Origin of the sequence: Polaromonas sp. YR568 (assembly GCF_943369415.1) — a bacterium.
GTDB lineage: Bacteria > Pseudomonadota > Gammaproteobacteria > Burkholderiales > Burkholderiaceae_C > Polaromonas.
The window spans coordinates 18,678-33,870 of the sequence record NZ_CALRNF020000004.1 but is presented as its reverse complement, the minus strand read 5'-3'; the positions used below and the strand labels follow the sequence as shown (position 1 = coordinate 33,870).

General features: G+C 63.3%; 13 protein-coding genes. 8 read left to right on the top strand and 5 right to left on the bottom strand.

Features of this window, described 5'->3' with window-relative positions; genetic code table 11:
- Positions 1-3: 3 nt before the first annotated feature.
- Both ACLV74_RS03935 and ACLV74_RS03930 read right to left on the bottom strand, forming a co-directional pair.
- Entirely contained in the window at positions 4-906 is a 903-nt protein-coding gene (locus ACLV74_RS03935; RefSeq protein ID WP_411878070.1) for a DMT family transporter, read from the bottom strand.
- A gap of 123 nt (positions 907-1,029) precedes the next feature.
- Positions 1,030-2,148, bottom strand: a complete 1,119-nt coding sequence (locus ACLV74_RS03930) for an aromatic ring-hydroxylating oxygenase subunit alpha (RefSeq protein ID WP_411878069.1) — start codon at positions 2,146-2,148, stop codon at positions 1,030-1,032.
- 279 nt (positions 2,149-2,427) lie between these two features.
- On the opposite strand from ACLV74_RS03930, the gene ACLV74_RS03925 reads away from it, so the two are divergent.
- From ACLV74_RS03925 to ACLV74_RS03900, 6 genes are all read left to right on the top strand, one after another.
- Positions 2,428-2,694, top strand: coding sequence for an exodeoxyribonuclease VII small subunit (locus tag ACLV74_RS03925; protein WP_411878068.1), 267 nt, complete (start codon positions 2,428-2,430; stop codon positions 2,692-2,694).
- A gap of 55 nt (positions 2,695-2,749) precedes the next feature.
- Entirely contained in the window at positions 2,750-3,670 is a 921-nt protein-coding gene (locus ACLV74_RS03920) for a polyprenyl synthetase family protein (protein ID WP_411878067.1), read from the top strand.
- 81 nt (positions 3,671-3,751) lie between these two features.
- Complete coding sequence (dxs, locus tag ACLV74_RS03915) at positions 3,752-5,653, top strand: 1-deoxy-D-xylulose-5-phosphate synthase (RefSeq protein ID WP_411878066.1); 1,902 nt, start codon at positions 3,752-3,754, stop codon at positions 5,651-5,653.
- Between the two features lie 257 nt (positions 5,654-5,910).
- On the top strand, positions 5,911-6,990 hold the full coding sequence (locus ACLV74_RS03910) for a TRAP transporter substrate-binding protein (protein ID WP_411878065.1): 1,080 nt from the start codon (positions 5,911-5,913) through the stop codon (positions 6,988-6,990).
- 214 nt (positions 6,991-7,204) lie between these two features.
- Positions 7,205-8,284, top strand: a complete 1,080-nt coding sequence (locus ACLV74_RS03905) for a TRAP transporter substrate-binding protein (RefSeq protein ID WP_411878064.1) — start codon at positions 7,205-7,207, stop codon at positions 8,282-8,284.
- A 230-nt stretch (positions 8,285-8,514) separates the two neighbouring features.
- Positions 8,515-9,594: a TRAP transporter substrate-binding protein gene (locus tag ACLV74_RS03900; protein WP_411878063.1), complete on the top strand. Its 1,080-nt coding sequence runs from the start codon at positions 8,515-8,517 to the stop codon at positions 9,592-9,594.
- A gap of 171 nt (positions 9,595-9,765) precedes the next feature.
- Here the strand turns inward: ACLV74_RS03900 and ACLV74_RS03895 are convergent, their stop codons facing one another.
- The 3 genes from ACLV74_RS03895 to selD all read right to left on the bottom strand — a co-directional run bounded on the left by ACLV74_RS03895 (position 9,766) and on the right by selD (position 13,500).
- A complete protein-coding gene (locus ACLV74_RS03895) occupies positions 9,766-11,556 on the bottom strand; it encodes a TRAP transporter large permease (protein WP_411878062.1) in 1,791 nt (596 codons plus the stop codon).
- 15 nt (positions 11,557-11,571) lie between these two features.
- Positions 11,572-12,171 carry a TRAP transporter small permease subunit gene (locus ACLV74_RS03890; RefSeq protein ID WP_411878061.1) on the bottom strand — a complete coding sequence of 200 codons (600 nt, stop codon included), beginning with the start codon at positions 12,169-12,171 and terminating at the stop codon, positions 11,572-11,574.
- A 255-nt stretch (positions 12,172-12,426) separates the two neighbouring features.
- Positions 12,427-13,500: a selenide, water dikinase SelD gene (selD, locus tag ACLV74_RS03885; RefSeq protein WP_411878060.1), complete on the bottom strand. Its 1,074-nt coding sequence runs from the start codon at positions 13,498-13,500 to the stop codon at positions 12,427-12,429.
- Between the two features lie 300 nt (positions 13,501-13,800).
- On the opposite strand from selD, the gene ACLV74_RS03880 reads away from it, so the two are divergent.
- Together ACLV74_RS03880 and ACLV74_RS03875 are read left to right on the top strand one after the other, a co-directional pair.
- Entirely contained in the window at positions 13,801-14,421 is a 621-nt protein-coding gene (locus ACLV74_RS03880; protein WP_411878059.1) for a hypothetical protein, read from the top strand.
- A 119-nt stretch (positions 14,422-14,540) separates the two neighbouring features.
- Complete coding sequence (locus tag ACLV74_RS03875; RefSeq protein ID WP_411878058.1) at positions 14,541-15,158, top strand: hypothetical protein; 618 nt, start codon at positions 14,541-14,543, stop codon at positions 15,156-15,158.
- Positions 15,159-15,193: the final 35 nt, after the last annotated feature.

The following is a 15,193-nucleotide window of genomic DNA, read 5'->3' as shown; positions in this document are numbered from 1 at the left end:
TCCTTAATGTTCTTCAGCGGGTGCATTCGGCGCGGCACGCGCGCGCAAAACCGTGGCGGCGATCGCGCTCACGATGATGAGCGCCATGCCGGCCCAGCCGATCAGGGGAATATTGTCGCCAAACAGGATCAGGCTGTAGACGGCGGCGAACACGATGCCCGAATACTGCAGGTTGGCCACCATCAGCGTGCCGCCGTGGTTCTCGGACATCGAATAAGCCTTGGTCATGGCCAGCTGGCCCAGTGACGCCAGTATGCCTATGGGCGGCAGCCACAGCGCGTGCTGCCAGTTCCAGGGCGTGATGCCCATGACCAGCATGCCCAGCGCGCCTGCCACGGCCGTGCCCACGGCGAAATAAAACACCGTTCGGGTTTCGGGTTCGCCCATGCGCGCGATCGCCATGACCTGCATATAGGCAAACGCGGCGCCCATGCCCGACAGCAGGCCCACCAGCCCGGCGAAGGTCTGGTTCTGGTCTATGGCCGGGCGCAACAGCATGACCACGCCGGTAAAGCTCGCCAGGATGGCCAGCACCAGCGGCCCCTGGCTGGGGCCTTTCTGGCCGGCCTTGCCCAGCATCAGCGCCCCGCCGACCAGGAAGGCCGCGATCCACACGCTGCTCATGTAGTTCAGCGTCATGGCGGTGGCCAGCGGCAAGTGGGCGATGGCGTAAAACCAGGCCGACAGCGACATCACGCCGATCACGCTGCGCCAGGCGTGCATGGCCGGGTAACGGGTGGCCAGCGTGATGCCGCGCGCGCGGGCATAAACGGCCATGAAGGCAATGCCCAGGATGCCGCGGTAGAACACCAGCTCGGCGCTGTTGAAATGCTCGGAGGCGTACTTGACGCAGACCCCCATGGTCGCAAACATGAACGAGGAAAAAATCATCCAGACGGCTTGCATGGCGGGCGGTGGAGGTTAGGGAGCGTGAAAGGGGAAGTGAAAAATGGCTGCGGCCCCGTTTTTTTTCGGAGCCGCAGCCATCATAGGCACAGGCGCATTGAGGTGCACGCCGGGAGCGGGTTCTCAAATCATCTGCGTGGTTTTGCTGGCGCCCATTTCGCGGCGGTACCACTCGTGAAAGTGCTGCATGCCGTCTTCCATGGGGCTCTGGTAAGGGCCGAACTCGTTGTCGCCGCGCACCATCAGGGCCTTGCGGCCGGCGTCCATGCGCAGGGCGATCTCGTCGTCTTCCACGCAGGTTTCCATATAGGCGGCCTGCTGCGCCTCGATGAACTCGCGCTCGAAGGCGCAGATTTCCTCGGGATAGAAAAACTCCACCACGTTGAGCGTCTTGTCCGGCCCCTGTGGGTGCAGGGTGCTGACCACCAGCACGTGCGGGTACCACTCGACCATCACATGCGGGTAGTAGGTGAGCCAGATCGCGCCGTACTTGGGCGGCACGCCCTTGCGGTACTGCAGCACCACGTCGTGCCATTTTTTGTAGGTATCGGTGCCGGGCTTGCCCAGCTTGTCGGAGACGCCCACGGTCTGCACCGAATAGGCGGGCTCGAGCTGCCAGCGCAGGTCGTCGGTCGTGACGAAACCGCCCAGGCCCGGGTGGAAGGGGCCGACGTGGTAGTCCTCGAGGTAGACCTCGATGAAGGTCTTCCAGTTGTAGTTGCACTCGTGCAGGTGCACCTTGTCGAGCTGGTAGCCGGTGAAGTCGAGGTCGGTATGGGTGGCCAGTTTGGCCATCTCGGCCGCGACGTCGCGGCCGGTGTCTTCAAACACCAGGCCGTTCCAGGTCGTGGTCTTGTAGCGGTTCAGGTTCAGGCAGGGGTCGATCTCGAAGTGCGGCGCGCCTATGAGTTCGCCCGAGGTGTTGTAGGTCCAGCGGTGCAGCGGGCAGACGATGTTGCTGCCGGTGTTGCCGCGGCCCTGAAGCATGGTCGACTGGCGATGCCGGCAGACGTTGGAGATCAGCTCTATGCCCGCGGCATTGCGCACCAGCGCGCGCCCTTCGCCCTCGTGCGGCAGGGCGTAGTAATCGCCCAGGTTGGGCACCGCCAGCTCGTGGCCCAGGTAGCGCGGCCCGCGCACAAACAGCTTTTGCTGCTCCCGCTCGTAGAGGCCCGCATCAAAGTAGCTGGAAATGGGAAGCTGGCTGGTGGCCTGCAGGAGACGAAGGCTGAGATCAGACATGCAAATTTCGGTGAACATGCCGCCGCGCAAGGCTTGGAGGCAGTTGACAAGCGAGGGAGCAGGCTGAGCGACAGCCCGCGGATGAAAACAAGGCCCGGTATCCCGCAGCGGCGCCGCCGCTGTTATCGAGAACTGTTATCAATTGTACCCGCGCGGGGCAAAAGCAGGGGCTTAGGGCGCCTGCGCCGGATAATGTGAATATTGCAATTGCAACCTCGGCGTGCCGGGGCCTGCAAACCACCCGCAGCGGCCTAAAATCAGGCCTTCACCCAAAGAACCATGGCCAAAAGCTCTTCCTCATCTGCTTCCGTTGCCTCTACCGCTTCCACTCCTCCCGCATTGCCCGCCAGCTATGAGGCCGCACTGCAGGAACTCGAGGAACTGGTGGACAGCCTGGAGTCCGGCCAGCTGCCGCTTGACCAGTTGCTGACCGGCTACCAGCGCGGCGCGCAGTTGCTGAAGTTTTGCCGTGACAAGCTCGAAGCCGTGGAAACCCAGATCAAGGTGCTCGAAGGCACGGAACTCAAGCCCTGGGTGCAGGAATAGCGGGCTCAGCCGCCGCTATCCAGACACCTGATCCAGACACAACCAGAGACCCCGATTGAACGCCCCTGAAAAACTGCCCCTGTTCACCCTGAGCGACTGGAGCGCAAGGCAGCTTGCCACCGTCGAACAAGCCCTGTCCCGCTGGGTGGCTTGCCCAACCGACGCGCCCGCGCCCGCCGGCCTGGGCGACGCCATGCGTTATGCCGTGCTCGACGGCGGCAAGCGCCTGCGCCCGCTGCTGGTCATGGCCGCCTGCGAAGCCGTCGGCGGCAATGCCGAAGCCGCCTTGCGCGCCGCCTGTGCGGTCGAACTGATTCACGCTTATTCGCTGGTGCACGACGACATGCCCTGCATGGACAACGACGTGCTGCGCCGCGGCAAGCCCACGGTGCACGTCAAGTTCGGCCAGGCCCAGGCGCTGCTGGCAGGCGACGCGTTGCAGGCACTGGCCTTTGAATTCCTCACACCTGAAGACGGCTCGGTCGATGCCGCCACCCAGGCGCGCCTGTGCCGCATGCTGGCCCAGGCCGCCGGCTTCCAGGGCATGGCCGGCGGCCAGGCCATAGACCTGGCCAGCGTGGGCATGCCGCTGGACTCGCAGCAACTGCACGAAATGCACCGCCTCAAAACCGGCGCGCTGCTCGAAGCCAGTGTGATGATGGGCGCGGCCTGCGGCCCCGTGACACAAGCCGCGCAGCAGGCCCTGCGTGACTACGGCGCGGCGGTCGGCCTGGCCTTCCAGGTGGTCGACGACATCCTCGACGTCACGGCCGACTCCGCCACGCTGGGCAAGACCGCCGGCAAGGACGCCGCCCAGGACAAGCCCACCTTCGTCTCGCTGATGGGCCTGGATGCCTCCAAAGCCTATGCGCAGCAGCTGCTGGCCAAGGCCCAGGCCGGCCTGGACGCCAGCGGCCTGGGCCGCACCGAGGCCTTGCGCGCGCTGGCCGACATGCTGGTCAACCGCCACCGCTAGCCAGTCGACCAAAACTGACTGACCGACCGACACGACAGACAGGGACAGAGGACACGGCCTCGCCATAACAACGACACCACGATGTACCCATTGCTTGAAACCATCCACAGCCCCGCCGACCTGCGCAAACTGCCGCGCACCGGCCTGAAACCCCTGGCCGACGAACTGCGCGCCTATGTGCTCGACAGCGTCTCCAAAACCGGCGGGCACCTGAGTTCCAACCTCGGCACCGTGGAGCTCACGGTGGCCTTGCACTACGTCTTCAACACGCCCGAAGACCGGCTGGTGTGGGACGTGGGCCACCAGACCTACCCGCACAAAATCCTCACCGGCCGGCGCGAGCGCATGGGCAGCCTGCGCCAGTTCGGCGGGCTGTCGGGTTTTCCGCGCCGCGACGAAAGCGAGTACGACACCTTCGGCACGGCGCATTCGTCGACCTCGATTTCCGCCGCGCTGGGCATGGCGCTGGCCGCCCAGCAAAAAGGCGAAGACCGCCATGCGGTGGCCATCATCGGCGACGGCGCCATGAGCGCCGGCATGGCCTTTGAAGCACTGAACAACGCCGGCGTGCACGACCACTGCAAGCTGCTGGTGGTGCTCAACGACAACGACATGAGCATCAGCCCGCCCGTGGGCGCGCTGAACCGTTACCTGGCGCAACTCATGAGCGGGCGCTTTTACGCATCCGCCAGGCAGATGGGCAAGCAGGTGCTGCGCGTGGCGCCGCCGCTGCTCGAGCTGGCCAAGCGCCTCGAATCGCATGCCAAGGGCATGGTGGTGCCGGCTACATTGTTTGAGAACTTCGGCTTCAACTACATAGGCCCCATCGACGGCCATGACCTCGAGTCGCTGGTGCCCACGCTGGAAAACATCAAGCACCTGATGGACACCCAGGGCGGCCCCCAATTCCTGCACGTGGTCACCAAAAAAGGCCAGGGCTACAAGCTCGCCGAAGCCGACCCCATCGCCTACCACGGTCCCGGCAAGTTCGACCCGGCCATGGGCCTGCAGAAGTCGGCCGCGCCGGCCAAACAGACCTTCACCCAGGTCTTCGGCCAGTGGCTGTGCGACATGGCCGAGCACGACAGCCGCCTGGTAGCCATCACGCCGGCCATGCGAGAAGGCTCGGGCATGGTCGAGTTCCACAAGCGCTTCCCCGGGCGCTACCACGACGTCGGCATCGCCGAGCAACACGCGGTCACCTTTGCCGCCGGCATGGCCTGCGAAGGCCTCAAGCCCGTGGTTGCGATCTACTCCACCTTCCTGCAGCGCGGCTATGACCAACTGATCCACGACGTGGCCTTGCAGAACCTGCCCGTCGTGTTCGCACTCGACCGCGCCGGCTTGGTCGGCGCCGACGGCGCCACGCATGCGGGCGCTTACGACATTCCTTTCCTGCGCTGCATTCCCAACATGAGCGTGGCCTGCCCCGCCGACGAGAACGAATGCCGCAAGCTGCTGAGCTCGGCCTTTGAACAAAACCACCCTGTCGCTGTGCGCTACCCGCGCGGCGCCGGCGCCGGCATCACACCCGACGCCGGGCTCGAGGCACTGCCCTTCGGCAAAGGCGAAATCCGCCGCGAAGGCGCGGGCATCGCCATCCTGGCTTTCGGCACGCTGCTCTATCCGGCCCTGCAGGCCGCCGAAAAGCTGGGCGCCACCGTCGTCAACATGCGCTGGGCCAAGCCCCTGGACACCGAGCTGCTGCTCAAGGTCGCGGCAAGCCATGAGGCTCTGGTCACAGTCGAAGAGGGCGCCATCATGGGCGGCGCAGGCAGTGCCGTCAGCGAAGCCCTGCAAGCCGCCGGCGTCGCGAAACAGGTGCTGCACCTGGGCCTCAAAGACGAATTCATCGAACACGGCGACCCTGCCAAACTGCTGGCTATGCAAGGGCTGGATGCCACCGGCATTGAAGCGGCAGTCACCGCGCGTTTCGGCGCGCTGCTGAAGCCCGGCAAGCCAACGCTCAAGTCCGTCGCCTGAGCAAGACTCTTAAACCCAGCAGGGGCCGCGGGACTGGCTTTGCCAGACCGCAGGCGCAGCGGCCCCCTCGGTGGGCAGCGACCCACACGAAGTGGGGGAGCGTGGGGGCCTTCAGCTTCTTGTCAGCTCTTCAAGGGTAAACCCGCCCGGCCGCCACCCCCCTGATTTCTAGAATTCCCCAGGACCTGCACAAGCAGTCTGGCCGGTGCATGCGCCGGCTCGCGAATTTTCATTTTTCACACTTCGGAGTCAACCTGATGGATCGTCGTTCACTCATCAAGCACGCGGGCGTTGCCGGCGTTCTGGCCGCCGGCGTTGCGCCTGCCGTTCACGCGCAGGCCGCCGTACGCTGGCGCCTGGCCTCCAGCTTCCCCAAATCGCTGGACACGATCTACGGCGGCGCGGAAACCTTCGCCAAACACGTCAGGGCCATCTCCGGCGGCAAGTTTGAAATCTCCGTGCACCCCGCCGGGGAACTGATGCCTGCCTTCAGCGTGGTCGACGGTGTGCAACAGGGCACGATAGAGGCCGCGCACACGGCGCCTTATTATTTTTTCGGCAAGGATGAAACCTTCGCCATAGGCGGCGCGATTCCCTTCGGCCTGAACAGCCGCCAGATGAGCGCCTGGACCTTCGAGGGCAACGGCCTGAAACTCATGCGCGAGTTCTACGCCAAGTACAACATGATCAGCTTTCCCTGCGGCAACACCGGCGCGCAGATGGGCGGCTGGTTCCGCAAGGAAATCAAGTCGCTGGCCGACATGAAGGGCCTCAAATTCCGCGTCGGCGGCTTTGCCGGCAAGGTCATCGAGCGCCTGGGCGGCGTGCCGCAAAACATCCCCGGCGGCGAGATCTACCAGGCGCTGGAAAAAGGCACCATCGACGCCGCCGAATGGATTGGCCCCTACGACGACCAGAAGCTGGGCTTCAACAAGGTCGCCCCCAACTACTACTACCCCGGCTGGTGGGAGGGCGGCCTGCAGCTGGACCTCTACATCAACCAGAAGGCCTACGACGCGCTGTCGCCCGAGTACAAGGCCATCGTGGAAGCCGCCAGCGCGGCCGCCCACGTCGACATGCAGGCCAAGTACGACGCCAAGAACCCGACGGCCTTGAAGCAACTGGTGGGAGCCGGCGCCAAGCTGCGTCCCTTCCCCGCGGACGTCATGAACGCGGCCTTCAAGGAGTCCATGAAGCTCTACGAAGAGCTGTCGGCCAAGAACGAGAATTGGCGCAAGGTCTACGCGGATTATTCGAAATTCCGCGGCGACCAGAACCTGTGGTTCCGCTTTACCGAAGCCACTTTCGACCGCTTCATGCAAAGCCAGAAGCTGTAAGCCCGCAGCCGGCCCATGCCGCCCCCAAAAGCCGCCTTTCCAGGCGGCTTTTTTCATGGGCGGTCTACGGGTAAGAACGGGGTGCCTTTGTGAAAAAGAGTGACAAAGTGTCCATGCCTTGCCGGCGCGTCCGGAAGTTTTGCAACTATTGCAGTACCTGCGGAAAACCCGGTGGGAGCCTATGGAAAACTTCTTATAACTTCAGGAGAGTTTTATGGATCGTCGCTCATTGATGAAGAATGCCGGCATCGCCGGTGTACTGGCCGCCGGCGTGGCGCCTGCCGTTCATGCGCAGGCGGCGCTCCGATGGCGATTGGCGTCCAGCTTTCCGAAGTCGCTCGACACCATCTTTGGTGCGGCCGAGGTGTTTGCCAAGGCCGTCAAGGCGATGACCGGGGGAAAGTTTGAAGTCTCGGTTCACCCGGCCGGCGAACTGATGCCCGCCTTCGGCGTGGTCGACGGCGTGCAGCAGGGGACCGTCGAGGTGTGCCACACCGCGCCCTATTATTTCTTCGGCAAGGACGAAACCTTTGCGCTCGGCTGCGCCATTCCCTTCGGCCTGAACAGCCGGCAGATGAGCGCCTGGATGTATGAAGGCAACGGCCTGAAGCTCATGCGCGAGTTCTACGCCAAGTACAACATCATCAATTTTCCGGGCGGCAACACCGGCTCGCAAATGGGCGGCTGGTACCGCAAGGAAATCAAGTCGCTCCAGGACATCAAGGGCCTGAAGATGCGCATAGGTGGCTTCGGCGGCAAGGTGCTCGAGCGCATAGGCGGCGTGCCGCAGAACATTCCCGGCGGCGAGATCTACCAGGCGCTGGAAAAAGGCACGATTGACGCCGCGGAATGGGTGGGCCCGTATGACGACCTGAAGCTGGGCTTCAACAAGGTCGCTCCTTTTTACTACTACCCGGGCTGGTGGGAGGGCGGCCCGCAGCTCGACTTCTTCATCAACAACAAGGCCTTCGACGCCCTCACGCCCGAGAACAAGGCCATCGTGGAAGCCGCCGCGGCCCAGGCCCACGGCGAGATGCAGGCCAAATACGATGCGAAAAACCCCGGCGCGCTCAAGCAGCTGGTGGGCGCGGGCACCAAACTGAGGCCTTTCCCCGTCGATGTCATGAACGCCGCCTTCAAGGAATCCATGGCACTCTACGAAGAGCTCAATGCCAGGAATGAGAACTGGAAGAAGGTCTACCCCGATTATTCGAAATTCCGCGCCGAGCAAAACCTCTGGTTCCGATACACCGAGGCTACGTTCGACCGGTTCATGCAAGCCCAGAAGCTTTGAATTTCAGGGCCTCGGGCCCTGTCAGCCTTCAGCAAGCCGCCTCCCGCAGGCGGCTTTTTTATTTTTAAAACACTAGGGGTAAAAACGGGGTGGAATGCCAATGAAAGCTGACAGAATCTTCCGTTGACCTACGCTTGAAAACGCAGCCTTTACGGGCCGTGCCGGCTTGAGCGGTCCGGCGGGCCCCGATCAGGGCCCGCACATTCGACAACCTTTGAGGAGATAGTATTTTGGATCGTCGCTCACTTATCAAAAACGCCGGTATCGCCGGTGTTCTGGCTGCCGGCATCGCTCCCGCAGTCCACGCGCAGGCCGCCATCCGCTGGCGCCTGGCCTCCAGCTTCCCCAAGCCGCTGGACACGATTTACGGCGGCGCTGAAGTCTTCGCCAAGAAGGTCAGCGACATGACCGGCGGCAAGTTCCAGATCAGCGTGCACGCGGCCGGCGAACTGATGCCCGCCTTCGGCGTGGTCGACGGCGTGCAGCAGGGAACGGTGGAAATGTGCCACACCGTGCCTTACTACTATTTCGGCAAGAACGAGGCCTTCGCCATCGGCGCGGCCATCCCCTTCGGCATGAACTCGCGCCAGATGTCTTCGTGGATGTTCGAGGGCAACGGCCGCAAGCTCATGAACGAGTTCTACGCCAAGTACAACATCGTGAGCTTCCCCGGCGGCAACACCGGCACCCAGATGGGCGGCTGGTTCCGCAAGGAAATCAAGACCGTGGCCGACCTGAAGGGCCTGAAGTTCCGTATCGGCGGCTTTGCCGGCAAGGTGGTTGAGAAGCTCGGCGTGGTTCCGCAAAACCTGCCGGGCGGCGAAATTTACCAGGCGCTTGAAAAAGGCACGCTGGATGCCGCCGAATGGGTCGGTCCCTATGACGACCAGAAGCTCGGTTTCGCCAAAGTGGCGCCGTTCTACTATTACCCCGGCTGGTGGGAAGGCGGCCCTGAAGTCGACTTCTTCATCAACAACAAGGCGCTGGATGCCCTGCCCGCCGAATACAAGGCCATCGTCGAAGCCGCTGCCTCGCACGCGCACATCGACATGCAGGCCAAGTACGACGCCCGCAACCCCGGCGCGCTGAAGCAGCTGGTGGCCGGCGGCACCAAGGTGCTGCCTTTCCCCGCACCGGTGCTGGAAGCCTCTTTCAAGGCCTCCATGGACCTGTACGAGGAAATCGCCGCGAAGAACCCGGACTGGAAGAAGATCTACGGCGACTACCGTGCCTTCCAGCGCGACCAGATCCTCTGGTTCCGTTTCGCCGAATCGCGCTTCGACACCTTCATGCAAACGCGCAAGATGTAAGAGCCGGATTCGTTCCGTTCAAAAAGCCCCGCTTGGCGGGGCTTTTTTTTGCCCGGCTTTTCCCGCGCGGTTTTCCCGCGTGCCCGGCATCCCCTCGCCGCCCCCAATCTCCTGCAAAGAGGCAAAAAAAAGCCCCGTGCAAACGGGGCTTTGGGGGAAACAGGCCTGCGCCTATTTCTTTTTCGTGGCTTCTTCAAGCGCCTTCATTGGGTCGATCTCGGCCGGCGCGGCCTCCGGCGCTGGCATGCCGCTCGCAGGGTCCGAGGCCGCCGGTTCGGGCGTGGCCGCGAACGGATCCGTCGCCGGCTCCATGGCAGGCATGTTGTTTTCCATCTCGATGCGCACCTTGTCCAGGTCATAGACCTGCTTTTTGTCCAGGCCGCTGGAGACAATGCCCGGGAACGCAATGATCAGGCCGACCATGATGATCTGGATCAGCACGAAGGGCACGGCGCCCCAGTAGATCTGCATGGTGGTCACCGGCTCGATCATCTTCTTGCTGACTTTGTCGGCATAGGCCTTGATGGGCGCCACGCTGCGCAGGTAGAAGAGCGCGAATCCGAACGGCGGGTGCATGAACGAGGTCTGCATGTTCACGGCCAGCAGCACGCCGAACCAGATCAGGTCTATGCCGAGCTTTTCCGCGACGGGCGCCAGCAGCGGCACCACGATGAAGGACAGCTCGAAGAAGTCCAGGAAGAAGGCCAGGAAGAAGATCAAAAGATTGACCACGATCAGGAAGCCGGTCTGGCCGCCCGGAAGGCCGGTGAGCAGATGCTCGACCCACTTCGGCCCATCAACGCCCTGGAAGGTCAGGCTGAAGATCGTGGAGCCGATCAGGATGAACACCACGAAGCAGGACAGCTTGGTCGTGGTGGCCAGCGCCTGCTTGAGCAGCGAGAAGCTGAGCCTGCGCCGCACCATGGCCATGATGAAGGCGCCCAGCGCGCCCATGGCACCGCCTTCCGTCGGCGTGGCGATGCCCAGGAAGATCGTGCCCAGCACCAGGAAAATCAGCAGCAGGGGCGGGATCAGGACGAAGGTGACGCGCTCGGCCATGCGCGACAACAGCTTCAGCCCGGTCACCTTGTTGATCACGGCGATGACGAATGCCAGCATGACGCCCGCGCACATGGAAACGACGATGGTTTCATCCGTCGCGACCGTGGTGACGGGCACACCCGTGACCCAGCTCTGCACGGCGGCGTAGTGTTCGCCGAAGTAGAAGGCGATGCCGGTCGAAATAACCGTCAGGACCAGCAGCGAGAGCAGGCCGTTTTTGCCGCTGTCTTCGCGGATGGTCCGCGCTTCGGCCGGCAGGGCGGGCACCCAGTGCGGCTTGAAGATGGCCAGGCCCACGACGTACAGCACATACATGCCGGTGAGCGCGAAGCCGGGGATGAACGCGCCCTTGTACATTTCACCGACGCTGCGGCCCATCTGGTCGGCCAGCACGATCAGCACCAGGGACGGCGGGATGATTTGCGCCAGGGTTCCCGAGGCGGCGATCACACCGGCGGCGATGCGCCTGTCGTAGCCGTAGCGCAGCATGATGGGCAGCGAGATCAGGCCCATGGAGATCACCGATGCGGCAACCACGCCCGTCGTGGCCGCCAGCAGCGCACCCACAAAGATCACGGCAAGCGCCAGGCCGCCGCGGACCGGGCCGAAAAGCTGGCCTATGGTGTCCAGCAAATCCTCCGCCATGCCGCTTCGTTCAAGGATCAGCCCCATCAGGGTAAAGAAGGGAATCGCCAGCAGCGTGTCGTTTTGCATGATGCCGAAAACGCGCAGCGGCAGGGCCTGCAAAAGCGCCTCCGGCAGCACGCCGAGTTCCACGCCGATGAAGCCGAAAAACAGGCCGCAAGCACCCAGGCTGAAGGCGACCGGAAAACCCATCAACAGGAAAACAATGAGCCCCAGAAACATGATCGGGGCGAGATTTTGAATGAAGAATGCCATGAATGTGTCTCCCGGTCAGCCAGCGTTGGTTTTGGTTTCAGCAAGCCTGCGGATGGCTTCGGCGAGTTCTTCTTCGGCGGTCTTCTCGACCTTCTTGACGGTCGGGTCCTCAATCAGGCCCTTGAGAAACGCGATGCGTTTGATCAGTTCCGACCAGCCCTGTAGCAGGAGCAGCGTGAAGCCCAGCGGGATCATGGCGTAGACCGGCCAGCGGATCAGGCCGCCGGCGTTGCCGGAGACTTCACCGGACTGCAGGCCGCGCAGGAAAAACGGGATGCCGTAATAAAGCAGGGCGACGCAGACCGGCGTGAGGAACAGCGTGAAGCCGATGATGTCCACCCAGATCTGGCCGCGCTTGGACAGCCGGCTTGAGACCACATCAATCTTGACATGTTCGTTTTGCAGCAGGGTGTAGCCCGCCGCGATGAGGAACGATGCGGCAAACAGGTACCACTGCACTTCCAGGTAGGCGTTCGAACTCACGTTGAACACCTTGCGGACGATGGCGTTGAGGCCGCTGATGACGGTGGAGGCCAATATCAGCCAGATGACGTGCTTGCCGATCTGTGTATTGAGCCAGTCCACCCCATTGGAAAATTTCAGTAATGCGCGCATTGTTTGTCTCCGGGGTAAAGGGGATCCGCATAAAAATTCATCCGGAGTCTCCGCTTTGGGCGGTGAGTCCGGATGGATCTTTGCAGCAATGAAATTCTATAAAGAACTATAGAAGGCAAGCTGACAGCATTTTGACGGTAGGCCCCCGGATACATAGGGGTAAACACGCGGTTCAGCCCCATTTGGCGGGCTTTTCAGGCTGAGGGCGTATTGGCCTGCGGTTTTGATGCTGCGCGGTACGAACGTGCGCCTGGCTCAGCGCACCGCCATGCCCGCGCCCACAGCAACTTCCCCGATCACCGCCGCCTCGCCAAAGCCCTGGGCGTGGAAGATCGCCAGCACTTGCCCGGCGCTCTCCGCGCTGCAGGACACCAGCAAGCCCCCCGAGGTCTGCGGGTCGCTCAGCAAGGCCTTGTCCACCTCGGAAAAGGCCGCCGGCAAATTCACTTCCGCGCCGTAGCTGGCCCAGTTGCGCCCGGAGGCGCCGGTCACGCAGCCTTGTGCCGCGAGTTCGCGCGCGCCGCTGATCACGGGCACGCGTTGCCAGTCGATGCGCAGCTGCAGGCCAGCGCCGCGCGCCAGTTCCAGGCCGTGGCCGGCCAGGCCGAAACCGGTGACGTCGGTCAGCGCGTGCACGCCTTCCATGCGCGCCAGTTCAATGCCGGGTTTGTTGAGTTGCGTGGTGAGCGCGATCATGCGGGCGTAACCCTCGGCATTGAGCTGTTCCTTCTTCAGCGCCGCCGACAGGATGCCCACGCCCAGCGGTTTGCCCAGCACCAGCACGTCGCCGGCGCGCGCGCCGGAATTTTTCTTGACGCGCGAGGGGTGGACCAGGCCCATCACCACCAGGCCGTAAATCGGCTCGACCGAATCAATCGTGTGGCCGCCGGCGATGGGGATGCCGGCATCGCGGCAGACGTCCTGGCCGCCGCGCAGGATGGCGCCTATGGTTTCCAGCGGCAGCACGTTGACGGGCATGCCCACCAGGCCGAGCGCCATGATGGGCGTGCCACCCATGGCGTAGACGTCGCTGATGGCGTTGGTTGCGGCGATGCGCCCGAAGTCGTAGGGGTCGTCGACGATGGGCATGAAGAAGTCGGTGGTGGCGATCAGCGCCTGCTCGTCGTTGAGCTGGTAGACGGCCGCGTCATCGGCGGTCTCAATGCCCACCAGCAATTGCGGCGGAATGTTCAGGCCCGGCAGGTTGCCCGAGTTCTTCAGGATTTCGCTGAGCACGCCCGGCGCGATCTTGCAGCCGCAGCCGCCGCCGTGCGACAGGCTGGTGAGACGGGGTGCGGCAGTTGGTTTGGGAGTGTCTGGTTTTGTCATCGGGCAACTTTCAAATCGGGTCAAGGCGGGGCGCATCACGTCCGGATGCTGCGCAGGTGCGCCAAGTTTATGGCAAGGCCGCGCACGCGGCTCAAGCGGCGCCCGCATGCGGCGCGGCGTGGGCAGTCCCTCCATTCACATCGCATCTAGGGGCGCGGCGCAAGGGTAATTTTCACCCGTGCTTTCTAGCGCTTTCTGTAATTGCCTGTAATCGCTTTGGCCATGTGCCTTCCCTAGAGTAGCACCACTGAAGCGGCAAAGCCCGCCGCCCCAGCAGACAAGCCACCACAGGGAATCACCATGGATATCAAACTGCGATTCGTCAACAAGTCCAGCGACGGCAACAAATCCGAGGTGGTGATCTACCAGAAGAGCGTGCTGACCACCATGGCTTCGCTGTCCGTGGCCTGGAAGGTGATCCGCTATTGCGGGCGCGATTGCACGCATCCCTTCGTCTATCCCGACGGCTACGAGGTGTCCATCAGCGACGAGTATGGAAACTTCACGCCGCGCCTGCGCGCCAAAAACGGTCAGATGCTCAGCCTCATCTCGACGCCGACCGGCGCGCGGCGGCTGTTGTACACGGGGCCGGCCGGCGCGTCGACCGAGCTGGACGTGCTCAACGCCATGGGCCAGGGCGCGGTCGACGTCTGCATCTTCAAGGACGGTCGCCTGATGGGCGCGAAGACCTCCGTGTCGCCCGGGCAGAAAGCGGTCTTCCAGTACCAGCCGGCGCTGTGGATAGGCGTGTGCTCCGAGGTGGTGCAGGGCGAGCCGATCAACTCGGCCGTGCTGCCGGGCATCAACACCGAGCTCTCGCTGATCGGCATCGCCAGCGCCGACATCGTGATGACCGGCGGCGGGCCGGGCGAGGGCTCGACCGCCTATGAATTCAATCTCGAGAACATCGTTCAGGCCTGAGGGCGACAGCCAGGCCTGAACACGCAGGGTTCGCCGCCGGGGCAGCAGGGCAACGATGGCAAACGGGCAACGCATGGTGCGCTGCCATTTTTTATCAACAGGATCAACAGGAGAAAACCATGGATATTGCACTGAACTTCATCAACAACTCGAATGACGCGAACAACTCGGAGATCGTGATCTTCCAGAAGAACGTCGCGACCAACTTCGACGAGCTCGCGGTGGCCTGGCAGGTCATCCGCTACTGCGGCCAGGGAGACAACCATCCCTTTACCTTCCCGATGACCATGCAGGTCGGCGCCAGCGACAGCTACGGCAACTACACGCCGCAGCTCGATGCGCAGAACGGCCAGCTGTTCCAGATGGCGCTGACGACCTCGGGCGACCGGCTGGTGCAGGCCGGCAGCGGCACCAGCTCCAAGGAAGTGCAGGTGCTCAACAGCCTGCCCGTGGGCGCCATCAATGCCAGCATCTACAAGGCCGGAAAACTGCTGGCGGTCAAGACCTCGATCGCCCCGCAGCAAAAAGCGGTGTTCGAGTTCAAGCCCACCATCTGGATCGGCGTGGCCTCGCAAATCGTGCAGGGCCAGGTCATGGACTCGGCGATCATCTCCAACATCAACACCGAGCTGTCCCTGCTGGGCATCGCCAGCGCCGACATCGTCATGACCGGCGGCGGCCCAGGCGCCAACTCCACGCCTTTCGCCTTCAACCTCGAAAACATCGTGATGTGCTAAAGCCGCTTCGCCGGCGCGCGGCCCCCGGGCCGCGC